Source organism: Cupriavidus sp. 01L45, assembly GCF_056399885.1.
In genome coordinates this window covers 29,544-53,467 of the sequence record NZ_JBFTSG010000064.1, presented here as the reverse complement: position 1 = coordinate 53,467, position 23,924 = coordinate 29,544, and the positions used below count along the sequence as shown (strand labels likewise).

At 62.1% G+C, this 23,924-nt stretch carries 19 protein-coding genes and 3 pseudogenes; 17 read left to right on the top strand and 5 right to left on the bottom strand.

From position 1 onward, the window contains the following. From AC1DT6_RS33770 to ilvB, 7 genes and pseudogenes are all read left to right on the top strand, one after another. The coding region (locus AC1DT6_RS33770) for a SagB/ThcOx family dehydrogenase (RefSeq protein ID WP_477115311.1) at nucleotides 1–847 on the top strand (847 nt) is incomplete at its 5' end. A 68-nt stretch (nucleotides 848–915) separates the two neighbouring features. Beyond that, on the top strand, nucleotides 916–1,038 hold the full coding sequence (locus tag AC1DT6_RS33765; protein ID WP_477115310.1) for a winged helix-turn-helix transcriptional regulator: 123 nt from the start codon (nucleotides 916–918) through the stop codon (nucleotides 1,036–1,038). A 340-nt stretch (nucleotides 1,039–1,378) separates the two neighbouring features. Further along, on the top strand, nucleotides 1,379–1,909 hold the full coding sequence (locus tag AC1DT6_RS33760; protein ID WP_477115309.1) for a phosphonopyruvate decarboxylase: 531 nt from the start codon (nucleotides 1,379–1,381) through the stop codon (nucleotides 1,907–1,909). Nucleotides 1,910–1,913: 4 nt separating this feature from the next. Further along, entirely contained in the window at nucleotides 1,914–2,510 is a 597-nt protein-coding gene (locus AC1DT6_RS33755) for a thiamine pyrophosphate-dependent enzyme (protein ID WP_477115308.1), read from the top strand. 30 nt (nucleotides 2,511–2,540) lie between these two features. Then, complete coding sequence (locus tag AC1DT6_RS33750) at nucleotides 2,541–4,010, top strand: aldehyde dehydrogenase (protein WP_477115307.1); 1,470 nt, start codon at nucleotides 2,541–2,543, stop codon at nucleotides 4,008–4,010. 171 nt (nucleotides 4,011–4,181) lie between these two features. Next, nucleotides 4,182–4,374 (top strand): annotated as a pseudogene (locus AC1DT6_RS33745) (transposase); the annotation flags it as partial. A gap of 341 nt (nucleotides 4,375–4,715) precedes the next feature. Continuing rightward, nucleotides 4,716–6,494, top strand: coding sequence for a biosynthetic-type acetolactate synthase large subunit (gene ilvB / locus AC1DT6_RS33740; protein ID WP_477115306.1), 1,779 nt, complete (start codon nucleotides 4,716–4,718; stop codon nucleotides 6,492–6,494). Between the two features lie 545 nt (nucleotides 6,495–7,039). Here ilvB and AC1DT6_RS33735 read toward each other — a convergent pair. The 4 genes and pseudogenes from AC1DT6_RS33735 to AC1DT6_RS33720 form a co-directional block, all read right to left on the bottom strand. Beyond that, a complete protein-coding gene (locus AC1DT6_RS33735) occupies nucleotides 7,040–7,174 on the bottom strand; it encodes a hypothetical protein (protein ID WP_477115305.1) in 135 nt (44 codons plus the stop codon). A 338-nt stretch (nucleotides 7,175–7,512) separates the two neighbouring features. Continuing rightward, the gene (locus tag AC1DT6_RS33730; protein WP_477115304.1) at nucleotides 7,513–8,259 is read right to left on the bottom strand and encodes a cytochrome d ubiquinol oxidase subunit II; all 747 of its coding nucleotides are present in this window, start codon (nucleotides 8,257–8,259) and stop codon (nucleotides 7,513–7,515) included. After that, a pseudogene (locus AC1DT6_RS33725) lies at nucleotides 8,256–9,428 on the bottom strand (cytochrome ubiquinol oxidase subunit I). Before AC1DT6_RS33725 ends, AC1DT6_RS33730 begins: the two are co-directional and overlap by 4 nt. Before the next feature lie 376 nt (nucleotides 9,429–9,804). Then, nucleotides 9,805–11,143: pseudogene (locus AC1DT6_RS33720) on the bottom strand (dicarboxylate/amino acid:cation symporter); the annotation flags it as partial. 1,122 nt (nucleotides 11,144–12,265) lie between these two features. Here AC1DT6_RS33720 and AC1DT6_RS33715 point away from each other — a divergent pair. Further along, nucleotides 12,266–12,547, top strand: coding sequence for a hypothetical protein (locus AC1DT6_RS33715; RefSeq protein ID WP_477115303.1), 282 nt, complete (start codon nucleotides 12,266–12,268; stop codon nucleotides 12,545–12,547). Between the two features lie 980 nt (nucleotides 12,548–13,527). Here AC1DT6_RS33715 and AC1DT6_RS33710 read toward each other — a convergent pair. Beyond that, entirely contained in the window at nucleotides 13,528–14,322 is a 795-nt protein-coding gene (locus AC1DT6_RS33710; protein ID WP_477115302.1) for an IclR family transcriptional regulator, read from the bottom strand. 187 nt (nucleotides 14,323–14,509) lie between these two features. Between AC1DT6_RS33710 and AC1DT6_RS33705 the strand changes: the two genes are divergently transcribed. From AC1DT6_RS33705 to AC1DT6_RS33665, 9 genes are all read left to right on the top strand, one after another. Further along, nucleotides 14,510–15,919: an amidohydrolase family protein gene (locus tag AC1DT6_RS33705; protein ID WP_477115301.1), complete on the top strand. Its 1,410-nt coding sequence runs from the start codon at nucleotides 14,510–14,512 to the stop codon at nucleotides 15,917–15,919. Between the two features lie 39 nt (nucleotides 15,920–15,958). Continuing rightward, complete coding sequence (locus AC1DT6_RS33700) at nucleotides 15,959–16,834, top strand: fumarylacetoacetate hydrolase family protein (RefSeq protein ID WP_477115300.1); 876 nt, start codon at nucleotides 15,959–15,961, stop codon at nucleotides 16,832–16,834. Between the two features lie 56 nt (nucleotides 16,835–16,890). After that, the gene (locus AC1DT6_RS33695) at nucleotides 16,891–17,391 is read left to right on the top strand and encodes a nuclear transport factor 2 family protein (RefSeq protein WP_477115299.1); all 501 of its coding nucleotides are present in this window, start codon (nucleotides 16,891–16,893) and stop codon (nucleotides 17,389–17,391) included. Further along, complete coding sequence (locus AC1DT6_RS33690; RefSeq protein ID WP_477115298.1) at nucleotides 17,388–17,756, top strand: YciI family protein; 369 nt, start codon at nucleotides 17,388–17,390, stop codon at nucleotides 17,754–17,756. The genes AC1DT6_RS33695 and AC1DT6_RS33690 overlap by 4 nt, the downstream gene beginning before the upstream one ends. Nucleotides 17,757–17,822: 66 nt before the next feature. Beyond that, nucleotides 17,823–18,710 (top strand): NAD(P)-dependent oxidoreductase, encoded by an 888-nt coding sequence (locus AC1DT6_RS33685; RefSeq protein WP_477115297.1) that lies wholly within the window; start codon nucleotides 17,823–17,825, stop codon nucleotides 18,708–18,710. Nucleotides 18,711–18,759: 49 nt separating this feature from the next. Then, complete coding sequence (locus tag AC1DT6_RS33680) at nucleotides 18,760–19,713, top strand: VOC family protein (RefSeq protein ID WP_477115296.1); 954 nt, start codon at nucleotides 18,760–18,762, stop codon at nucleotides 19,711–19,713. Then, nucleotides 19,710–20,648, top strand: coding sequence for a fumarylacetoacetate hydrolase family protein (locus tag AC1DT6_RS33675; RefSeq protein ID WP_477115295.1), 939 nt, complete (start codon nucleotides 19,710–19,712; stop codon nucleotides 20,646–20,648). The genes AC1DT6_RS33680 and AC1DT6_RS33675 overlap by 4 nt, the downstream gene beginning before the upstream one ends. Before the next feature lie 92 nt (nucleotides 20,649–20,740). Beyond that, complete coding sequence (locus AC1DT6_RS33670) at nucleotides 20,741–22,468, top strand: DUF1302 domain-containing protein (RefSeq protein ID WP_477115294.1); 1,728 nt, start codon at nucleotides 20,741–20,743, stop codon at nucleotides 22,466–22,468. A gap of 20 nt (nucleotides 22,469–22,488) precedes the next feature. Beyond that, nucleotides 22,489–23,862, top strand: a complete 1,374-nt coding sequence (locus tag AC1DT6_RS33665) for a DUF1329 domain-containing protein (protein WP_477115293.1) — start codon at nucleotides 22,489–22,491, stop codon at nucleotides 23,860–23,862. Nucleotides 23,863–23,924 lie beyond the last annotated feature (62 nt).

Here is a 23,924-nt window from a genome sequence, read left to right as displayed (position 1 = left end):
TCTCCTTGACCAGCTTCCCCTTTCCGACCGCCGCGTTGGGGACGCCCTGTTGCGCGCGTTGGGCGACGCTGGCGTGATCGACCTCTCGGGCAGGGCCGCAGGCCGGCTACTGCACACCTTGACGAAGAAAGGCGTGCTTCTCGGTGGTGGTCTGGACCGTGACGCCGTCTTGCATCTAGCCACTGACGGTGGGCATCGCAGCTATCCTGGCGCTCCAAAGACGCCGCTCGAACGGTCCATCCCCGCAGAGCTCCAGGTTTTCCACGCCATCACGCGGGCCCGGCGTTCGCAGCGCTCCTTTGCCGGCCTGCCTGTCGCGCGTCAGAAGTTCGACGCTCTGCTACATACCGCGTGCGGTGCGACAGGCACTCTGAGCGGAGCGTCGCGCGAAGCCACTCTGCGCGCCTATCCGTCAAGCGGGGGGCTCTACGCGGTGGAGATCTATCCGGTCATACTTAACGTGGAAGGGCTTCCCGCGTCCGTTTACCACCTTCGACCGGATGAGGGCGAGCTGGAATGTGTGCGGCCGCTTGCCCGCGAGCGCCTAATTGAAGCCATGTTGCCGGCGGAACGGGAAATGATCTCGGGCTGCGCCGCTCTGATCTGCCTGACGGGGTACTTTCCCCGGCACGAACGCAAGTATGGCGAAGGGGGCTATCGCATGCTCGTCGCGGAGTCCGGCCATCTCTCGCAGAACCTGATTCTCGCCGCCACCGCGCTGGGATTGAGCGCACGCCCGTTCGGCGGGGTTTTCGACGCGCTTCTCAACGAAGCACTGGGGCTGGATCCGTCGAAGGAGCAGTTCCTGCTGGCGGTGGCACTAGGCCACGCCACGCCGAAGCCATAGCTCTGACCGTCCCAAATTTGCCCCGACGAAATCAACCTCCGGATCGTCGAAGAACTGCAACGCAACGCGTGCCTGACGAATGTCGAACTGCGAGCCGCGTCAACCTCTCTCCATCGCCTTGCCTAGCAAGGGTACGGGCGCTGGAGCAGCGCGACCTGATCAAACAGCGCGTGACGTTTCTCAATCCTTAAAAGCCCGGTCTTAATGTGAACTTCGTTCACGTCTCGCTGGCGTGGCAGGCCTGAGAAGGCTTGGACGCCTTTGAGCGCGCTGTGCGCTCCTTGCCCGCGCTGCCCTATGACCGCCGTCGATGCCCAGGTGCCGTTCCGTGGTAGCGGCGGTGCCGATCGATGGCTAACGGCGCGAAGCTGCTTGATGTCCATATCTGTAGAGGCGCTCGGGAAGTACTGGGTCGGGCATTCAACTTCGTGATTGCAGGCATCAATTAATTGAATTTCATGCTTACAGCCAGTCAACTCTATGATGGCAAACGGTTGACACCCGCTTTCCCCTTTCTCAAACTTTCGCACTATGACGAACAACTCTGAGCCCCTTGCCTGGCAAGAGGACATCTTCCAGGCCCTCAAACATAACGGCGTTCAACAGGTGGCCTATGTGCCCGACGCCGGCCATTCTCACGTCATCAAGCGGGCCAAGGCCGACCCGGAAATCCGCGACGTGGTGCTGACCACGGAAGAGGAAGGCGTAGCCGTCGTCAGCGGTGCTTGGTTGGGCGGCCAACGCGCCGTGCTGCTAATGCAGAGCAGCGGGGTCGGCAACTGCGTGAACATGTTCTCGCTGCTGGAAAGCTGCAAGTTCCCGTTCTTCACCATCGTCACGATGCGCGGGGAATACGCCGAGTTCAATCCTTGGCAGAACCCGATGGGCCTCGCCACGGCGCGGGCGCTGGAGCTGATGGGTATCACTGTCTATCGCGTGAATTCGCCGGACGAGGCCGCTGAGCTCGTCGACGCTGGCCTGGTTTCCGCATTTGACGCAGGCAACCGCGTTGCCATTCTTCTGTCCCAGAGCCTCATCGGCCGCAAAAAGTGGATGCGCTGAACCTATGACTACCTCGATCTCCAAGCTGGCTATCGACCGCCGCAAGTTCGTTGCCGAACTGCTGAAGCAATTTCCTGACGCACTCGTCGTGACAGGCCTCGGCTCCCCGTCGTACGACGTTTTCGCCGCTGGCGACCGCCCCAGCAATTTCTACCTGTGGGGAGCGATGGGCGGCTCCACCTCGCTGGCGCTTGGCCTCGCCATCGCTCAGCCCGAGAAGACCGTTATTGCCATTACTGGTGACGGCGAGCAGCTGATGGGCATCGGAAGCCTGGCGACCGCGGCGGCGCAGAGGCCGAAGAACCTGAACATCGTGATTCTCGATAACGGCCACTTTGGTGAGACCGGCATGCAGCAAAGCCACACCAGTCTGGGCACCAATCTCGCCCAGGTGGCAAAGGCCGTCGGCGTGCCGAAGACGCTGGAGATTTCGGACATCGATGATCTGGGAAAGCTCACGCAAGAAATCAAGAAGGCTGAGGGCATGACCGTGGCGCAAGTCTATATCTCGACCGAGGAGCCGCAGCGCGCGTTGCCGCCGCGTGATGGCACGTTCGTCAAGAACCGTTTCCGTCAGCATCTCGGCTTCGCACCCTTCTAGTCTGCCAACGAACTCGGACAGCATTGCGCCATGAAGCAGTATCAAATGTTCATCAACGGCACCTTCGTGAATGCGAACGAGGGTCGCTGGTTTGAAACCCAGAATCCCTATACTGGGCAGGCCTGGGCCGAAGTGGCTCGCGGCACCGAAGCGGATGTTGACCGTGCAGTGCAGGCGGCCGACAAGGCGTTCCGTTCCGGCCCCTGGTCGGAGATGACTGCTACGCAGCGTGGCGCACTGCTGCGCAAGCTCGGTGACCTGATTGCCCGGGACGCCGAGCGGCTGGCCGAGTTCGAAGTGCATGACAACGGCAAGCTTCTGGCGGAAATGGGCGCGCAGCTGAGGTACCTGCCGCAGTGGTTCTATTACTTCGGCGGCCTGGCCGACAAGACTGAAGGTTCGGTCATTCCCCTAGACAAGAAGGGCTACTTCAACTACACGCGACGCGAGCCATTGGGCGTGGTCGCTGCAATTACGCCGTGGAATTCGCCACTGATGCTGCTGGCGTGGAAAATCGCGCCGGCCCTGGCAGCAGGTTGTACCGTGGTCGTGAAGCCTTCCGAGTTCACGTCGGTGTCGGCACTGGAGCTTGCGCTTCTGTTCGAAGAAGCGGGCTTCCCAGCGGGCGTCTTCAACGTGGTAACCGGGTATGGCGCACAGGTGGGCTCGCCGCTCGTGACCCATCCCTTGGTCAAGAAGGTCACCTTCACGGGTTCCGATGCCACCGGGCGCATCATTAACCAGCAGTGCGCGGCGCAGTTCAAGCACGTGAGCCTCGAGTTGGGTGGCAAGTCGCCGAATATCGTCTTCAACGATGCGAAGCTCGATGATGCCGTCAACGGTGCAGTCTCCGGCATATTCGCCGCGAGCGGGCAAACCTGTATCGCCGGCTCACGGCTGTTGCTGCAGGAAGACATTCACGATGTCTTCGTCGAGAAGCTGCTGGCACTGGCCGGCACCGCAAAGCTCGGCGACCCCATGAGCCCTTCCACCCAGGTGGGACCTATCACGACCCCCGCGCAGTACGAGAAGGTGCTGTCCTACATCAAGATTGCTCAGGATGAAGGGGCGCAGCTCTTGCTAGGTGGCAAGCCGGCCGCTTGCGGCAAGGGATGGTTTGTCGAGCCGACAATCTTCGCAAATGTCTCGCCGAAGATGCGCATCGCGCAAGAGGAGGTATTCGGGCCGGTGCTTTCCATCCTGAAGTTCAAGGACGAAGACGAAGCCATCGCGATTGCCAATGACAGTTGCTATGGGCTTGGAGCGGGGGTGTGGACGTCCGACATCGGTAGGGCCTTCCGGATGTCGGAAAGGATTCAGGCGGGCACGGTCTGGGTGAACACCTATCGCGCGGTCAGCTTCATGTCGCCTTTCGGTGGATACAAGGATTCCGGCCTTGGCCGGGAGAACGGCATGGCCGCCATTGAGTCGTATCTGCAGACGAAGAGTGTGTGGATCAACACAGGTGCAGCCACCGGCAATCCGTTCACCATCCGTTGATACGGCAGTCAGCGTGATATTCGACCCGTGTGAGCGACTGCCAGGACCATCCGGGAAGGTCGTTTGGGTGAGGGCCATGGCTGCGCATTCTGGAACTGAGCGGATTCTGATACCGGGTGAGGTGGGCAACATCGAACTATCTGGTCGATAGACCCCGGGATATTGGCCAAAAATACGCCGCTACGGGTAGACATGCCCGCGATCGCGACGGTACCTTCGACCTGATCCTGATTCCAAAGCACGAGCGACGCTTCACCAGATTCGACGACAAGATCGCTGCAATGTACGCCCGCGCATGACTGTGCGCGAGATCCAGGTATTTCCGGTCGAACAAGACGGTACCGAGGTCTCGCCTTCATCAGTATGGTGACGGTGCGGTCATGGACGAAGTCACCGAAGCCTTTTTGACCGCCCTGCACACAAAAAACTGACTAGCCCTGATGTGGATGAGTTTCAAGACCATCCGGAAGGGCGGCAATGCCTCGCCGGGCTGCACCCCGCGCGACTGCCGGAGCAGCGCCTGCTCCGGCGCGCGCTGGCAGGCAGAAGATTTGCGCCACGCGCTGCCGGCTGCAGCACGATCCACTGTTGGCACCGGCGCGGGCGGTCAAGTTCGGCAGCCCATGCCGCAGGCATGCCTCTAGAATTTCCCTCCGTATCCGCGGAAATGGCGGACTGTATCGAGAGAAGAAGGAGAGTCAAGCCATGAACATGCCGGCCCCGGAGTTCCGCAATACCCCTGCCACGCCCAACGCAAATGCGCCGCGAGTCCTGCGCGGCGCGGAAATGATTGTCGAAGCCCTGCTCGCAGAGGGCGTGCGTACAGTATGGGGCTACCCGGGTGGGGCGGTGCTGCCGATCTATGATGCCATCGCCGGCCAATCCGTACTGCAGCACTTGCTGGTGCGCCACGAGCAGGCAGCCGTGCACGCCGCCGATGGCTACGCCCGCGCCACCGGTGAGGTGGGCGTGGCACTGGTAACGTCCGGGCCAGGCGTGACCAACGCCGTCACCGGTATTGCCACGGCCTATTTCGATTCCATTCCGCTGGTGGTGCTGTCGGGGAACGTGCCTACGTCGATGATCGGCGAAGACGCCTTTCAGGAATGCGACGCGGTCGGCATCACACGGCCCATCGTCAAGCACAACTTCCTGGTGTCCGATATCGGGAGCCTGGCAGTCACATTGAAGAAGGCCTTCCACCTGGCCCGCACGGGGCGTCCGGGACCGGTGCTGGTGGATATCCCGAAGGACGTCGCGCTCGCCAGCGGGCCATTCCACTATCCGGACAAGGTCGAAATCCGCTCCTACCGGCCGGCGGTGGAAGGCCATGAGGGCCAGATTCGGCAGGCTGCCCAATTGCTGCGCGAAGCACGGCGGCCCTACCTGTACGTGGGGGGCGGGGCGGTGACGGCCGGCGCCACTGTGGCCCTGCGGGAACTGGCCGTGCTCGCCGATGCGCCTGTCACCACCACGCTTATGGCGCTTGGGGCCTTCTCCGCTGCCGATCCGCGCTACCTCGGCATGCCAGGCATGCATGGCACCTACGAGGCCAATCGCGCCATGCAGGAGTGCGACGTGCTGATTGCCATCGGCGCGCGCTTTGACGACCGGGTGATTGGTAATGTCGCCGACTTCTGCGCGACACCACGGCAGATCATTCATATCGACATTGATCCGGCCAGCATCGGCAAGCGCGTGCGCCCGACCGTGCCGATTGTTGGCGATGCGCGCCGGGTGCTGGACAAGCTGGTCGCCATGCTGCGCGAAGCGAAAACTCCGCTGGCGGACCGCGCCGACTGGTGGCAGCGCATCGACGGCTGGCGCGCACGCCAGTGCCTGGCCTACGCGCGCGACGGTCTGCGCATCAAGCCGCAGTACGTGATCGAGACGCTGAGCAGGCTGGCTGGCAGCGACGCCATCATCTGCTCCGACGTCGGCCAGCATCAGATGTGGGCGGCCCAGCACTACCGCTTCACGCAGCCCCGCCGCTGGATCAATTCGGGCGGGCTGGGCACGATGGGCGTGGGGCTGCCCTATGCGATGGGCGTCAAGCATGCCTTGCCGGAGCGCGATGTGATTGCCATCACCGGCGACGGCTCGATCCAGATGTGCATCCAGGAGTTGTCCACCTGCAAACAGTACGATCTGCCCGTCAAGATCGTCTTGCTCAACAACGGCTATCTGGGTATGGTGCGCCAGCTGCAGCACGTTGAATACGAACGCCGTTATTCGCAGTCGTACATGGAAGCGCTGCCCGATTTCCCGGCGCTGGCGCGGGCTTATGGCCACGTCGGCCTGTCGGTAACCACAGAGGCCGAGGTGGAGCCGGCCCTGCGCGAGGCACTGGCGCAGAAGACCCGCACGGTCTTCCTCGACATCCACGTGGACGGCAGCGAGAACGTCTGGCCGATGATCCCCGGCGGACGCGGGCTCGACGAGATGCTGCTGGGCGAAGACGCATCGATCGATGCCTCGCGTTGAGACAGGAGCTGGCACCGGGCACAAGCCTGGGCCGACCTTCGGGCGAGCGCGGAGAGCTGGTGTAAGGTCGGCCTTGTCCAGCCGATAGAGCGTGGCGCCGGTGGCGGCTTATCGGGACCTGTGTCGGGGCTGTAAGCCAGGCGCTCCTGTGGATGTCGACCACCGGCGCCGGGCGGTTTATGATGCTTGCCGCATATCCGTTTTGTATGTTCTCAGTGGAGCGATTACGCTTGAGCTCGACAGGGGTGCCGCGATGGTATTGCGCGCGGGAGATACTGTGATCCAGAACGGGGCACGCCACCGCTGGTTGAACAACGGGACGGAGCGGGCCTGGATCGCTGCTGTGGTACTCGGTACGGGACTCTCGACACAGGGCTAGCCCGGCGCAGCCTGATAGCGATCCGGGCCAAGGATTTCCTTGTTGACGCGAGGGTCGCAGCGAGGCGGAATGCCAATTATTGAGCTTTCCCTAAATCGCGACAGCGCAAAAACAACGACCGTCAAGCAAGAAACGTTGTCGCGAATTTCGGAAAAATCAATAGGCTTCAGCCGGAAATGTAGCGCCTGGCGAATTGTTCGATCAGCAGGTGCAGGATCCTGCAGACGGCGCCAGTCAGCAGGACTGAAGCCAGGTACAGTGTGATGGCCCAGGAAAGCTGCCGGCGTTGCGGAGTGTTCACGAGGCGCACGAGGCAGCGGCGCATAAAAAGCACCGCGCAGCGTCGCGCCGCCTTGCCTGTCAGGGAGCAGATCCGCAATGCACTCACTGCCGCACCAGTGCCTTTGACGCGTTCACCTTGCCGCGGAATACCCAGTAGGCGAACGCATTGTAGGCGAGTACTGCCGGTAACATGACCGCGGCACCGACGACAATGATCCATTGACCCCTTGCGATGCGGCTGCGCTTTCAAACGAAACGCGGAAGGGAGCAAGGTAGGGCCAGAGGGCGATCACAAAGCCCAGCAGCAGCGTGCCGACCGAAGCCAGGCCGAACATCAGCGGCAGGGCGTCGAAGCGGCTATGCATGGTGCGGAACGCTGCAAGCCAGAATCCGGCAGCCGCAACACCGGGCAGCATCGACAGCAGAGGATGCGCGCCGCCACAGCGACGGAACGCCCGGGGTGTTCGCTGCCAACGCGCAGACCCGCGTTGCCAGAAGCAGAAAGGCGCCCTGTGAGATCCGCAGCTTCGATGCCTGATGGCGTTGCAGTCGGCCTGCGGTTCTCCAGTGGATCCTTGCGGCGCCTAGCATGGCGTATGCCGCAACCGCAGCGCCCCCCATCAAGCAATTGGAGGCATTGAAGACACCCAGCGTTTGCCCGGTGAATTGTCCATCTGAAACGGACACGTTGCCAGAAAGCAGCGCACCTGCCACCAGCCCCTGACAAAAGGCCGCGACTGCTGATCCGAGGCTGAATGCAGCGTCGCAGAAGCGCGGGAATGGCGTGGGGGTACGGAACTCAATGCTTACGCCACGAAATCCCAGCGATATCAGCATCAGCATGAACGGCAGGTAGAACGCAGGCAGGAGGATGGCGTAGGCCCGCGGAAATGCGCCGAACAGGACGAGTGCCGCAAGGATAAGCCAGGTCTCGTTGCCGTCCCAGGTCGGCGCGATGCTCTCGATCATCTCATTGCGTTCCTGCGAACGGCGCTCTGTCAGCAACAAGATGCCGACGCCCAGGTCGAAGCCATCCAGCAGCACATACATTGTGATGGCAAAGATGAGAATCAGAGCGCAGGCCATTCCCAGGGTAATGTTCAAGACGCGCTCCCAGGCAAGTCATCGCCGCGGTCAACCGGGCTTTCCGGCATCGGCGCGTGCTTCAGCGATGCCCCGTACGGCGCAGCGTTGGTCGCCGCGTCCGGTCCCTTGCGGATAACGCGCGCCGTAATGCCGACAAAGGCCACCAGGAACAGTGCATAGGTGAGCGCGAACAGAATGGTGGAAAACAGGATATTGGTGCCGGGCAGCGGCGACACCGCATCAGCAGTACGAAGATAGCCGTAGATTACCCACGGCTGGCGGCCGATCTCCGACGTGTACCAGCCTGCGATCGTCGCAATGAGTCCGGCGGGGTCATGTACTTGATCAACCGGTGAAACCATCTTGCAGAGAAAAGGCGCCCGCGCAGCCGTAGCCAGATACTGATGCAGGCCGCGGAGAACATCAGCAAGGCCAGCAGGAACATGATGCGGAAGGCATAGAAGACCGGACCCATTGGGGGGCGTTCCGCGATCGGCGTGTTCGTCAAGCCCGGCACAGCGCCATCAAGGGAGCGGGTCACGATAAGGCTGCCCAGGAGCGGGATCCCGAACTGCGCGCTGTTGCGTGCTTCGCTCAGGTGCGGTGCGATAAACAACAGATAGGGCGCGCGCCGTAGAGTCCCAATAGCCTTCCATCGCCTGGAACTTCGCCGGCTGGTGGTCGAACATGCGAAAGCCGACCGTATCGCCAAGCGGAAACTGGAGCGCGATGGCAATCGAGGCGAAGCCGAGCCCCATCGAAAATGTCCTGCGGGCGAAGTCCAGATGCTTGTGCCTGAGCAGATACCAGGCGCCGACCCCGGCAACAAGGAACGACGCTGACAGGTAGGCCGCCAGCAACATATGCGGAAAACGGACCAGGTAGGACGGATTGAAGATCTCCCGCAGCCGGTCGACAACATGAAACTGGTGGGCAGCCGCGTCGAATACCACCCCGGCTGGTGTATGCATCCACGAGTTGGCTGCGAGAATCCACGAGGCGGATATGACCGTGCCGATCGCCACCATGACGGTGGCGAAGAAATGGAGCTTCCGACCGACGCGCGCCATGCCGAACAGCATGATACCGAGGAAGCCCGCCTCGAGGAAAAAGGCAGTCAGCACCTCCAGCGAAATCAGCGGGCCGATGACCGGGCCCGCCAGGCGGGCGCCAGGACAGCGCCACAAACGGCATCGCCGAATATTTTGATCAGCGCCATCGCCATGGCCACTCCGCTTGCGCTGAGGGTGGCAATGACCGCAATCCGGAGAAATGCACGTGCACCGTGTTCGATCTCATGCGTCTGCTTGCTCCAATAGATGCATGACTGCCAGCCTTCGCCGGGAGGGCAGATCCTGCACAAAAACGCCAGGCGATTCCACGATACGCCGTGATCACGCAGTAGCCGTGGAGCGGAAAACGCTACGTTCTCATAAATCGAACATCCGGTTGCCGGGCTCAGGCAATGCTCCTCTCTCTTCCCATGAATGCCAAGCGCACGCAGGCCAGGGGCGCTGCGTGCGTGTAGTGCGATATCAAGGCCTGCGGGAGTTCCGGTGGCGAGCTCCCGCCGGTCTCAGACGAGGCTCTGGTTGGCCCGGTTCAGGTTGACCTTGAGTTGCTCGGCGGTCAGCTCCTTCTCCCAGCGCGCCACGACGACAGTCGCTACGGCATTGCCGATCACGGTCAGCAGGGCACGCGCTTCGCTCATGAAGCGGTCGATGCCGAGGATCAATGCCATCCCGGCCACCGGCACTGTCGGAATGACGGACAGGGTGCCGACCAGCGCGATGAACGATGCGCCCTGCACGCCGCTGGCGCCCTTGGAGGTGAGCAATGCAACGGCGAGGATGGTCAGTTCCTGGGTAAGCGTCAGGTCGATATTGGTGGCCTGCGCGATGAACAGGGTGGCCATGGTCATGTAGATGCATGTGCCATCGCTATTGAAGACGTAGCCGGTAGGAACGACCAGGCCAACCAGCGGCCTGGAGCAGCCCAGGCGTTCCAGCTTCTTCATCAGGCTTGGCAATACGGCATCGGAGGAACTGGTTCCGAGCACGATCAGCAACTCTTCGCGAATGTATTTCAGAAAGGGAACGATGCGGAAGCCAGCCATTCGCGCGATCGCGCCAAGTATCACGAAGATGAAGAACGCGCAGGTAAGGTAGAAGGTGCCGATCAGCTTCAGCAGTGGGCCGAGCGAGCCGATCCCGAACTTGCCGACGGTGAAGGCCATCGCCCCGAACGCACCGATCGGCGCGAGCTTCATGACGATATTCACAACGCGGAACGTCGCCTGGGAGACGCCATCGAAGACCACCAGCACTGGCTCGCCGTGAGTGCCCATGGCGGACAAGGCGGCGCCGAAAAGCAGTGCGATGACGATCACCTGGAGGATATTCCCCGTCGCAAATGCGCCGATGAGGGTCTCCGGGATCATCTGGAACAGGAAACTGACCACGCTCTGGTCGTGCGCCTTGCCCGCATACTCCATGACGGCGTGGGCATTCAGGCTGCCGGGGTCGATGTTGAATCCCGCGCCTGGCTTGAGCCAGGTTGCAATGACAAGCCCTAGCATCAGGGCGATCGTTGTCACTGCCTCGAAGTAGATCAGGGCCTTGCCGCCAACGCGGCCAACTCGTCGCATGTCCTTCATGCCCGCGATGCCGTTGGCAACGGTGAAGAACACCACGAAGGCGATCACCATCCTGATCAGCTTGATGAATCCATCGCCAAGCGGCTTCATTGCGGCGGCTAGGCTCGGGCTGAGAACCCCCAGGACGATGCCGATGGCGACCGCAAGCAGGACCTGGACGTACAACACCTTGTACCAGGGCGCCTTGCCCGCGCGCGGCTGCGCGGCCGATAGCCCATCAAGTATTTCTGCCTGCTCGTTGCTCATTTGTGTCTCCTTTCGTTTCTTTGTGTGGTGCTGCAATGACTAGCTTGCTTCGGCGCGGGCGTGCAGGACTTCTCCAGTGCGGGACACATTCCCGGGTCGGGGCGGAAAGCGAGAAGCTGCGTAATCTGATAATTCCGGGTCCTGGGGACGCCGCGCGATAAGCAAAAAATGCAAACGAGCAATGAGCGTGCGCCTTGCGGCGGCCGATTCGGCCTGTTCTCGACAAGCAATGACGCTATTTCCCTTTGCCGCCTGCGCGGCTTGCGGGCGAGCACTACGCATGGGAAGCCCCGCCGATTTTTGTTCGAGGTAAAGTGTAGAAGGCCGAAATAACTGCCGTCCATTATCATTTTCGTCTTGACGGGATAACTAATTGATATGAGTCGACTGTGCGTTATGCGGCTGCCGGTGCATCTGCGCAGGACGCCCGACGCGTCCTGGCCGGATCGCCGGGTCGTGCAGCTCACCGGTTGGCTCGCATGGCATGGGCGGGGCGCCAATGGCAGTGATTCAGCTCAGGAGCGGAGGGCAAGGGTGAGGCCACTCCTCGCCGCGCGATTTGCACGAGGCGTCCTTTCTTATGGAAACCCACCTTGCCTGTCTTAATGTTGAGTCATTTCTGATAACCGGGCGGCATGGGTTCAAGAGAAAAAAGATAATGGACGCGCGCGGACGCTGTTTTTAGAGTAATGCCGGAACACCTGCTGACCGGTTAAAAAAATAAAGCGAAAGAAGTCAAGCGCAATGGGCCAACGGCAATCCCGTGATAAATGAAAAGAGATAGCTAATAATTTAATGGAGGAGGGAAAGGATCATACGTCGAGTATTAACATTATGCCTGACAGGTGCAGCAATTCTATCGGGCTGTGGCGGTGGCAGTGACACGGAGCCGGTAGCCAGGCTGGCCACGGTCTCCACCGTGTCGGGAATCGGAGCGACCACCAATTTCGGCTTCGATCTGGGCACGGTGCTTGGAAATCGCTATTACTTCACCGATCGTGCCAATGCTTCGGTGGACGTGTTCAATACCAGCACCAGGAAGCAGGTCGCTCAGATCAAGCCAACCGGCGCCAATGCCTTTGCGGGATCGTTCCCGGACTTTTCGACCTGGCCGGAACCAAGGTGTTCCCCCTCGGCAACTGCGACCCGACCGGCCTGGCGCTCGGTCCGGGCAACGATATTGCCGTCAACTGCGAGGCCACGGCTGGAGCGCCGCTATTGCTGCAGATCCTGGACAAGAACAAGGGCAACATCGTCGCAGCGCTGAATGCCGGCGGCGGAGACCAGCTTGTGTATGACGCGGCGACGAACCGCTCTACAGTGCCGCGAGCCGCCGGACGCAAGGCGGCAAGTCCTCGGGGGCAAGCTGTCCCGCCGGTACTCCGTGCGTCACGCCGGTGCTGACCGTCGTCGATGCGGGGACAAGGAAAGTCGCTCGGGGATGGTGCCGAGCGGGAACAACGCCCATTCTGTCGCTGTGGATCCTGCCACCAGGCAGGTCTTTATGCCGACCTCGGCTGACGCGTCGCCCCCTGGATGCATCGGCTGCAACATCGGCACCACGGGGCTGCTGATCTTCGCGCTGTAAGCGCCCTCCTGGCGCGTGCCGGATTCCTTCGGCACGCTTGCCGGGGATGCGTTCCACCATATCGGAGTGCCGGCGGTTCGCGGCCTCATCGACGGCAGCGGCCGTCATCACGGCGTTCAACCAGGCGCCCGCTGTCCACGGCCCGCTCACGCGCGGGCATGGACAGCGCTCCAGCGTCGCCATCCCGTCGCCACCCTCGGTTACCGTGAATCCACTTTCACCGCCGTACTCTGCGGCGGTAGCCATCGCGCTGCAGCCGGTTCCCTGAAGGTTTGTCGGCATCGAGCCACTTCTCTCGCGTATTGCGCCCAGCAGCCTCGGTCGGAGCGACAACTGTCCTGACATGCAGGCTGGCGGAAATACTGTGCGCCGTTAGCCCAAATAGCGCTCTGCGACAGCACGATGGGTACGGGCCGGTGAGCCCAGATAGCGGCAACCAAGCGCAGTAGTTTGTTGCGTTTTCCCTGTCGGCGGAAGATATGCGCAGTGCCGGCGCCAGCTGCGGCACGATCTACCGCAGGCGCCCGTGCCGCAGGCCAATTTCGGCAGCCCATGCTGCCGGTCTGTTCCTAGAATTTATCTTCACGTCTGCGCCATTGGCGGGACAGTATCGAGAAGATGGATACGCCATGAACTTGCCGGCCCGGAGGTCCGCAATACACCAAGCGGCGGCGGCGTTGTCAGCCCGGAAAAAAATTGCACCCCAAATGAAAGCTTGGCAATCCGGAGGCATCCATGCATGGCAGCGCGTTCATACGTCATCCTCTGCCTATCGCCTCTGCCCGGCTGATTCGGATTACCGCGGCAGCGCCATCAGGTCGGCAACGCGCAGTGCCGCGGAGATTGCGGCTTGCCCAAGTCGCGGAAGATCGTCCCGTTTCACGCGAGAGCGTGGCATGGAAATGGTGATCGCCGCTGGCGTTGTGCGGCCGGAGCCAGGGATCGTCGCGGCGACCGTGCTCACGTCCGGCTCGACCTCGGCAACACTTACCGCATACCCGCAAGCGCGAATCTGCTCGAGCTCGCTTAGAAGATCTTTGCGGCTGGTCAAGGTGTCTGGGGTGACGGSCTTGAGTTCTTCCGCGGGATACAGCTCCTTGATGCGTTCGTCGGGGAGCGTGGCGAGCAACGCTCGACCGCCTGCCGCAGCGTGCGCCGGGATGGTGCCGCCCAGGCGCGAGCCGATGCGAAGCATCCGGGGGCTCTCAACAGCATCGATGATGAGCATGTCGCGCCCGGACAGGATGACCAGGTGCGCGGATTCCTGGACTTCTTCCACCAATTCCTCGATTACCGGCCGTGCCACGCCGCGAACATCGAGGTTGCGAACCACGGACAAACCAATCTTGAGCAAGGCGGGACCCGGCACGTAGGCGCGGGAAACCGGATCCTGTTGCACGAATTCGTGGTGCTGGAGCATCTCCAGGAGACGATGGGCAGTGGACCTGGCCACATCCAGCTCCCTGCTTGCTTCTGCCACGCGGATTGCGCCGCGGTCCGTGAAGCTGCGCAGCAGCCGTAGCGCCTTGTCGACCGATGCGATCGGATAGTTCGGCTTCATTTGATCTTGCTGAATGTCGGATTCGCCCATGTATTCCTCCTTGCCTGCGTTGTCCTGCGTCTGAACTTGATGTGATTCTAACCCGGGCGTTTACCCGGATTTCAGATCACCAACGTACAGATTAGCATGTTCTACATAGCAGATACATGTTCTGCAAAGTAGAACACCATAGGAGGAACGCGATGAATCGTACTTCGCAAGGCAAGGAGCCCAACTGATGACTTCCACGAGAACACTACTGCGCGGGGGCCATATCGTGTCGATGGACCCCAATATCGGCGAGCTGGTGGGCGACGTGCTGATCGAGCGCGACACCATCGTTGCTATCAGGCCCCACCTGGACATCGCGGACGGCAGCGCCGAGGTGATCGATGCCTCCCAGCACATCGTGATGCCGGGATTCATTGATTCGCACCGGCATCTCTTCCAGGCCCTGTTGCGCGGGCTGGCGTCAGACTGGTCGCTCTTCCAGTACTTCGTAACCATGTTCGGCATGCTCGCGCCGAACATGACGCCGGAGGACATGTATCTGGGGACGACCCTGGGCGCCCTTGACGCGCTCGATGCCGGTGTCACCGGCGTGTTTGACTTCTCACATAACCAGTCAACGCCTGAGCACACCGACGCGGCGATCCGTGCCTTGCGCAACTCGGGAATCCGCGCGGTCTTTGGCTACGGTGGATCGATGGTCGAACAGGCCGAGATTCTGGCGCCGCCCTTCAAGAGCGCCACCCTGAGCAATCAGGCGGAAATCCGCCGCATCCGTAGCCAGTATTTCTCTTCCGACACGGGTCTCCTGACGATGGGCCTGGGAGCGCGGGGGCCTGACTCTTCGACCATGGACGTGGTTCGCGCCGATTGGGCGCTGGCCAGGGAGCTCGGACTGCGCATCAACATCCATATCGGCATGGCCGCACTGGATCTGGGCAGCCGGCCGAACGTAACGCGGCTCCACAAGGAAGGGCTGTTGGGCGACGACCTGATCTTCAGCCACTGCAATCTGCTCACCGACGACGAGTTCCGAATGATGGCCGACGCCGGGGTTTCCGCCACGGTAACGCCCGAGGATGAGTCCGCCATGGGCCATGGGTGGCCGCCCATTGCCGGACTCCTGCAAGCCGGCATCCGACCGAATATTGGTATCGACACGTGCATGGCTGTTGGCGGCGACCCCTTTACCGCCATGCGATTCGCCCTGGCCGTGCCTCGGGGCCTCGCCAACCAACCCATGATCGAGGCGCACGAGAATCCCTGGGATCTGAAGCTGACCGCCCGCGACGTGCTCGAGTTCGCCACGATCGAAGGCGCGCGCGCGCTCGGACAGGAGGCGACCACCGGCAGCCTTTCTCCCGGCAAGCAGGCAGACGTCGTCATGATTCGCGCCGATCACATATCGATGATCCCTGCCCTCGATCCCATTGCATCGATTGTTCATCATGCAAGCCGACATACCGTCGATCACGTCTATGTGGCCGGAGCCGCTGTCAAACGCGACGGCAAACTGCTCGGCGTCGACATGGCAGAGCTGAACAAGCGGGCCGTCGCCGCATCCGGCCAGATCCTCGGCCGTGCTGGAATCCAGCCAGGGTGGGCGCCAGAAAAACCACAGCCGCCCCATGCCTCCTGACGTTCGCTGCACCCCCGATTCCAAGAAAGGTCACATCCAATGCGCATAGCCCTCTTCGACAACTACCGTATCGGCATCATCAAGGGGACCACCATTCGCGACGTCACCAATGTTGTAGACAAGCGATGGCACGGTACGCCTTATGTCATCAATGAACTGATCGCTCACTGGGACGAACTGAAGTCCGATGTCGAGGCATACGTCCGCACGGCCGACGAGTATCCGTTGGCCGAGGTCCTGCTGCTCCCGCCGATTCCGCGCCCCGGGCAACTACTTGCGGCACCTGCCAACTACCACGCACACGTAGCCGAGATGACTACGTCGCGCTACGCGCCGACCAGCCCGCAAGCGCTCCAGTCACCGCGCGAGGTCGGCTTTTTCGTGAAGGCGTCCGGATCGATCTCCGGACCGGCCGATCCGATTGAACTCCCGCCGATGCCGGGCCGTGCCTTCCACCACGAGGTGGAACTGGGCGTTGTGATCGGCAAGACCGCGCGCGGCGTGTCACGTGAGCGGGTCCGGGACCATATCTTTGGCTATCTCTGCCTTCTAGACATTACGCTTCGCACCGAAGGCAAACAGCAAGAGGAACGGACGATGCGCAAGTCGTTCGAATCGTTCACGCCAATCGGCCCCTTCATCGTCACCGCAGACGAAGTCGCCGATCACGCCAGCATCGGTTTGAAACTCTGGGTCAATGGCGAATTGCGCCAGGAGGCCAACACCAGGAACCTGATCGTTGGCATCGACGAACTGATCGAACAGGCGAGCCACGTCGTGACGCTGCAACCCGGTGATATCTACGCGACGGGAACACCCGAGGGCGTAGGACCCATCGAGGCGGGCGACGTCGTGCGCGCGGAAGTCGATGGCATGGGAGACCTCTTGCTCCCCGTCGTGGAACGCAACTGGTGATGAAGTTCTTCACGCCGACACGCGATCGGCAGGGCTAGCTACAGCAAGGAGATGAAATGGGGACCACCACGATGACAGAATCCGGGCGCACCCTGGAGTACGCAATCAGCCGGGCGCACATTGAAGATACGGTGGCGCGCTTTGTGCTCGCGCTGGACTTGCGCGATATCGACGGTGCCGTCGCCTGTCTCGCACCGCGGGTCAGGTGGGACTATGAGTCCGTAACCGGCCAGCCTGCCGCCGAGTTCGACGCCACCGCGCTCGCTGCCCGGTGGAAGGCATCCATTGTCCACACTGATGCCTCCCAGCACTTCCTGTCAATGCCCTGCATCCGCGTCACCGGGGACCGGGCGACCTGCGTGGTGCATGCGCAAGTCACCGTGCGGCTCGCCAACCGCAACGGCAGCCCGCAGTTGACGACGAACGGGACCTACACCTTCGAGTTGGCCCGGGCAGGGGCCGAATGGAACATCGACGCCGTTGCGATGGTGCAGCTCTGGAGCGATGGCAACCCCCGCATCATGGAGCTGGCCGTGGCGCGAGGTGCCAGCCGATGAATTCCGCGCACGGCGAAACGAACCGCTCATTGAACAGGCCCTTGTTTGTGGTCTTCAGTGAGCCGGGAGAACGGCCTGGCGAGCTGGCGCAACACATCCCGGCCCACATCGAATACATGGTCGGACTCGAGAAGCGAGGTGCGTTGTTCATGTCAGGGCCCTTTCTTGACACGTCTGGCGAACCCGCGCCGAGCGGAATGTGGATCGTCCGCGCATCGAACCGCGAGGAAGCGCATACCCTCGCGGCCGGCGATCCTTTCCATTTCAGCGGAGCTAGGGCATTTCGGGTCGAGGCATGGCAGGTGCATCAGGGCCGCATCGAAATGTCCATCGATCTCTCGGACCAGAAGAGCCGCCTGTCCTGACAGGGGCGATCCACAGCAGTGGCAAACGCAGCCACAAGATTGATACATAGATCCAGAGATACCACCGTGAACCAACACACACACACTGTCGGCTTGGTTGCCCCGGGCAAGATAGGACTGCCATTTGCAGCCAATCTCATTGCCGATGGACACACCGTCTGGGGCTACCGCCGCGGCTCGCTGGCCGAATTCGAGGCAGTCGGAGGCAAGGCCGCACGAAGCCCGCAAGAAGTCGCCGAGAAGGCGCAGATCGTTTTCACCTGTGTTGCGTCCGCTGACGCGCTTGACGAGGTCATCGGCGGCCCGAACGGGATCCTTGCCGCAGGACGCTCCGACCTCCTAGTGGTGGACATCGGCGCGATGGCACTTAGCCGCAAGCTGTCCGCACGGGACAGGTTGCGCGATGCGGGCATCGAAATGCTCGACGCGCCTGTCAGCGGCACGCCAACGATGGTGACCGCACGAAAGGGTGTCGTATTCGCCAGCGGCGAGCAGGCGACCTGTGAATGGGTGCGCCCGTTCCTCACCGCGTTGGGGACAGCGGTGGTGTACGCCGGCGAATTCGGCGCCGGATCGAAACTCAAGTTCGTGGCCAACACGCTCGTCGCCGTGCACACCGCGGCGGCGGCCGAGGCGGTGGCGCTGGCGAAGGCAGTTGGCCTCGATCTGAAGCTGGTCCTTGACACGATCACAGCTTCCGCCGCCACTTCCACGATGTTCAACATCAGGGCGCCGATGATGGCGGAAGGAAGATCCCGCCCGGTCAACGGCACCGTCACCGGGCTCGTCGACGTCATGGATGCCATCCTTGCCACCGCCAGCGGCGCCGGTGCGGCGATGCCGCTGCTGAATACGGCGAAGACACTCTACGAACGCGCCTGCGACGACGGGTACGGCGAAGAAGATATCGCCGTGATGGTCAAAGTCCTCGAGTCGCTCGCGGTGCCGGCCTGACCGGCAAGCGCCTCGCTCAAGCAGCTGAATCAACATTATCGGAGCAGCGATGTCTCTCGAAACTGACTTTTCCCCAAATATCTTTCCGAAGGCCCGGCAACCGTCGAACCGAGCGGCTGGGTTGGGCATCCACCGAACGGGCCACGTGGCATTGCGCGCTCCGAACCCCGAAGCCGCTGCTGAATTTGCCGTCAAGCAGATGGGGTTCACGCTGGCCGGCCATGATGACGAAGGCCGCTACTATCTTTCGGCGGCCGGCCCTGACCCATACTCTCTGGTCTACACGCCCGGGCAAGGCGGACTCGACCATATCTCGTATATCGTGGCGGATCATGCCGCGCTCGACGAGGCGGCTGCGCGGCTGACCAATGCCAACATTCCGGTGACCCRACGCGAGCCGTCGGCGTGGAACCCAGGCGCATCGCTGCGGTTCAGCACGCCGGCCGGTCACACTCTGCAGCTGACCACGGGGCTGATCGCCGACACGCCGATCGCGGCCACCACGCCGCGTCCGGCAATCGCTGGCAGCCCAATCGTCTGCGACCATGTGGTGGTTCGATGCACTGATGTGCCAGCCGAGTCGGCGTTCGCCGCCGGAACGCTCGGGCTGATGGAATCGTCCCGCATCGAGACGCCCGACGCCACGCCGGTGATGACCTTCTTCCGGGCAAGCAAGCTCTACCACTGCATTGCCCTGGCTCAATCAGGCTCGAACGGTCTTCATCACGTGCAGTTCACGCTCAAGGACGGGGCCGCGGTCTTTGAAGCCTGGGAGAAGATGCGCAGCGAAGCCAGGGTCGAGTTGCTGTGGGGGCCGGTCCGCCACGGGCCTGGACACAACATTGCCTGCTACTTCCGGGACCAGGCCGGACACGTCATCGAATATTCGGCGGAAGAAGAGGTGATCTTCGATGACGAGGCCTATTCCCCGATGCGTTGGTCCGTCGAAGACCAGCGATCGCTGGACGAGTGGGGTACGCGGCCACCGGAGAACATGTTGTGACGCGGGATCGAATTCAGGAAGGAGCTGGCAGAGGCGACGCGTGGCGGCTCGGGACGGTTGCCTCTGCCGGGCGGCCGGTGACGGTCTTCGAAGCAGCGGGCACGCTTTATCTGCTGGATGAGCTGATCGCGAAAACCGGAACCGCTACGCCCGGGCAGACCGGCGTTCGGGATGTGATCGAGCAGTGGGACACGTGGCGGCCGATCCTAACGAAACTGGCCGGCAACGCAGCCGGCGTGCAGCCACTCGAGCGCGACCGCCTGGATTGGCTGCCCGCCATACCGAACCCAGGAAAGATTGTTTGCGTGGGGGTGAACTATCGCGACCATGTCGCCGAGATGGGCAGCGCCGGCGTCAGTCCGGAGCGTCCATTCGCCTTTATCAAGCCGCAGAACACGCTGCTTGGGCATCGGCAGACGCTGTGGCTGCCACCCGTCACCCGCAAAGTCGACTGGGAGGCCGAGCTTGCCATCGTCATCGGACGCAAGGCCTATCAGGTTGCGGCGAAGGATGCATGGAATGTGGTGGCTGGATATTGCCCATTCAATGACATCTCCGCTCGCGACTGGATTTCTCAACCGGTGCCCGGTCTGGGCATGGACTGGATCCTTCACAAGTCGTTCGACGGCTTCGGCCCGCTCGGACCGCTCATCACGCCAGCCGAGTTTGTGCCGGATCCGCAGAATCTTGCGATCCGGCTGTCCGTCAATGGTGAAGTCAAGCAAGACTCAACGACGGCAAACATGATCTTCGATGTTGCCGCAATCATCGAGTACTTCTCCTCGGTCATGACGCTGATGCCCGGAGACATCATCGCGACCGGGACACCGGCTGGTGTCGGACATGGCCGCGGCGAGTATCTCAAGGATGGCGACAACGTCTCGCTGTCGATTGAGTGCCTTGGAGAGCTCAGTACCGAAGTTCGCAGCCGTTAGTGGGGAGCGCCCGCCGGACGCGGGAAGTGGGAGTGGCGAGCGTATCGCCGTTTGGAGAGTGGCGGGAATCAACTATAAAAAATGGGGGAGACATGAAAAGAAACGCTGCATGTGCCATCTGGCGGCGGGCTTCACCACGCAGGCGGATACGACGAGCCAGGCCGATCGCCATTGCCACACCAGTTTTCGCGGCGGTTGCCATGACGGTGGCGTCGGCAGCCAACGCCTTTGAATTCGATACCGGCAACGAGGATCTCAAGGCGCGCTGGGACAACACCCTGAAGTACAGCGTCGCACAGCGCCTGGGCCGTCCGTCCGATGCCCTGACGGCTGACGCGAACCTCGATGACGGCGACCGCAACTTCAGACGGTACGGCCTGGTCTCGAACCGCGTCGACCTGTATTCCGAGTTCGACTTGCGTTATAGGGACGTGGGAATGCGCGTGAGCGGCGCCGCCTGGTACGACCAGGTCTACAACCGCGCGAACGACAACAACTCACCGGCCACGGCAAACGCGGCGTCGGTCAGCAGCAACCACTTTCCCGATGCCACGGAGCGGTTGCATGGCCGCAAAGCGGAACTGCTCGATCTGTTCGCCTTCGGCAAAGCCGACATTGGCGACATGTCGGCCACCGGGCGCGTGGGGCAGCATTCGCTGCTGTACGGGGAGAGCCTTTTCTTTGGCAACAATGGCATCGCCGCCGCGCAATCGCCCATTGACCTGATCAAGCTGCTGTCGGTGCCGAACACGCCGTTCAAGGAGGTGATCCGGCCAGTGCCGCAGCTTTCGGGCCAGTTCCAGGTCTCGCCGAACGTGGCGGTGGGCGGGTACTACCAGGCCCACTGGGAACGGGATCGTCTGCCGGGGGTGGGCAGCTACTTCTCGCAGGTCGATATTCTGGACGCGGGCGGCGAGCGCATCCTGGCCGGGCCGAATACGATCATTCCGGGCGGCTCGCCCTTCTATCTTACCCGCACCGGCGACCTGAAGGCCAGGAACCAGGGGCAGGGCGGCGTGCAACTGCGCTTCCGGCCCGAAGGCGGCGATATGGAGTTCGGCTTCTACGCGGCCCGCTTCCATGCCAAGTCTCCCGTCGTCTATGCCCACCCCGGGGCCGGCTTCAATCCGGTCAGCGGCCAGGTTGGGACCTACCAGCTGGTCTTCCCGCAAGACATCAAGGTCTACGGCGCGAGCGTCACGACCACGATTGCCGATGTCAATGTGTCGGCGGAGGCGTCGATTCGCCGGAATATGCCGCTGGTGCCGCAGGGCGGCTCGGTCGCGGTGCCGGCGGGCGTCAGCGCGGACAATGCCGGCAACCCGCTGTACCCGGTGGGCGGGACGGCCCATGCCCAGCTCTCGTGGGTTGCCTTGCTGTCGCCATCGGCGCTCTGGCAAGGCGGCAACTTCCTGGGCGAAATCGCCTGGAACCGGCGGCTCAGCGTGGCCAGCAACGCAGCGGCGCTCGACCCCAATGCCTCGCGCGATGCCACGGCGATCCGCATGGTGTTCCAACCGTCCTATTTCCAGGTCTTCGACGGCGTCGATCTGTCCGTGCCGATCGGCGTCGGCTACGGCCTGAGCGGCAAGTCTTCGGTCATCCATCCCGGCTTTGGCGTGCGCCATGCTGGCGACGTGAGTGTCGGCGTGCTCGGGGACTATCTCAAGGTGTGGAAATTCTCGCTGAACTACACGCATTACTTCGGTTCCGCGGACGGCGTGATCACGCCGGCAAACGCCGCCGTGCAGAACTACTCCTATGCGCAGTCGTTGCGTGACCGGGATTTTGTCTCGCTGTCGATTTCGCGGACTTTCTAATCGCTTGTTGGAGCCATGGCATGAAGCATTCAAACTTGTACTTACGCGCGGCGCTGTGCGGCCTCCTTGCCGTCTCGCAGCTGGCTGGTGCAGCGGTGCCGACGGAGGAGGCCGCACGGCTGAAGACCACCCTGACACCGTTCGGGGCCGAACGGGCCGGCAACAAAGAGGGCACCATCCCGGCCTGGACCGGCGGCTATACCGAGGTGCCGCAGGGCTACAAGAGCGGCGCGCCACGACCGGACCCGTTCGGCGCCGAGACGTCTCTGTTCTCGATTTCCGCGAAAAATCTCGACAAGTACGGCGACAAACTGTCGGATGGCGTCAAGGCGCTGTTGAAGAAGTATCCCGACAGCTACCGGCTCGATGTCTATCCCACCCATCGCACCGCGGCGGCGCCGCAGTGGGTCTATGACAACACGTACAAGAATGCGACGCGTGCCGCAACCACCGGCAATGGCATCGGCCTGGAGGGTGCCTTCGGAGGCATTCCGTTTCCGATTCCAAAGGATGGCTTCGAGGCCATGTGGAACCACAAGCTGCACTGGATGGGGGAAACCACTGCATTCACAGCCGCCAATTATCTTGTCACGGCGGAGGGCAAGAGCGTGCTCGCGGCCAGGCTCAACACCAGGGTGCAGAACCCGTACTACGACAAAGGCGGTTCGCTGGAGACCTTCAAGGGCGCCAACCAGTTACTGCGCATCTTCATGACGGACCCGCCGTTCAAGTCCGGCGAGCAGTACCTGATCGTCGACTCCATCAACAAGCCACGGCAGGCCTGGCAGTACCTGACCGGCCAACGCCGGGTTCGCAAGGCGCCAACCATCGGCTATGACACGCCGGACGATGTCAATTCGGGGCAGAGCTATTACGACGAGGCCTTTGTCTTCTATGGCGACCTTGACCGCTATGACTGGAAGCTGGTTGGCAAGCGGGAAGTCTACATTCCCTACAACAACAGTAAGTACTACCAGAAGACGCCGGTCAATCAGCGTCTGATGGCGCATCACGTTAATCCGGACCTGGTGCGGTGGGAATTGCATCGGGTGTGGGTGGTCGAAGCCAGCCTGGCGTCAGGAAAGCGACATGTGGTCCACAAGCGCCGCTTCTATCTGGACGAGGACACGTGGGCCGCGGTCATGGGTGAAGGCTGGGATGCGGATGGGCAGTTGTGGCGCGCCCAGATCCAGTTGCCGATGATCGTTCCCGAAGGGCCGTTCATCTACACCGGCGCCCAGATTTCGGTCTTCAATCTGCTGGCTGGTAGTTGGGTGAGCATGGGTGACACGGACTGGGAGAATTCGTCGACCTCGTCCTATCTCAAGCTGCTCGACCGTCTGCCCGCGACCTACTTCACACCGGAGGCCGTGGCAGGCGAAGGGGTGCGCTGAGCCTTTCAGCCTGACGACAAGGCGCCGGCATTGCCGCCGGCGCGATCGGGGCACGATGCCCG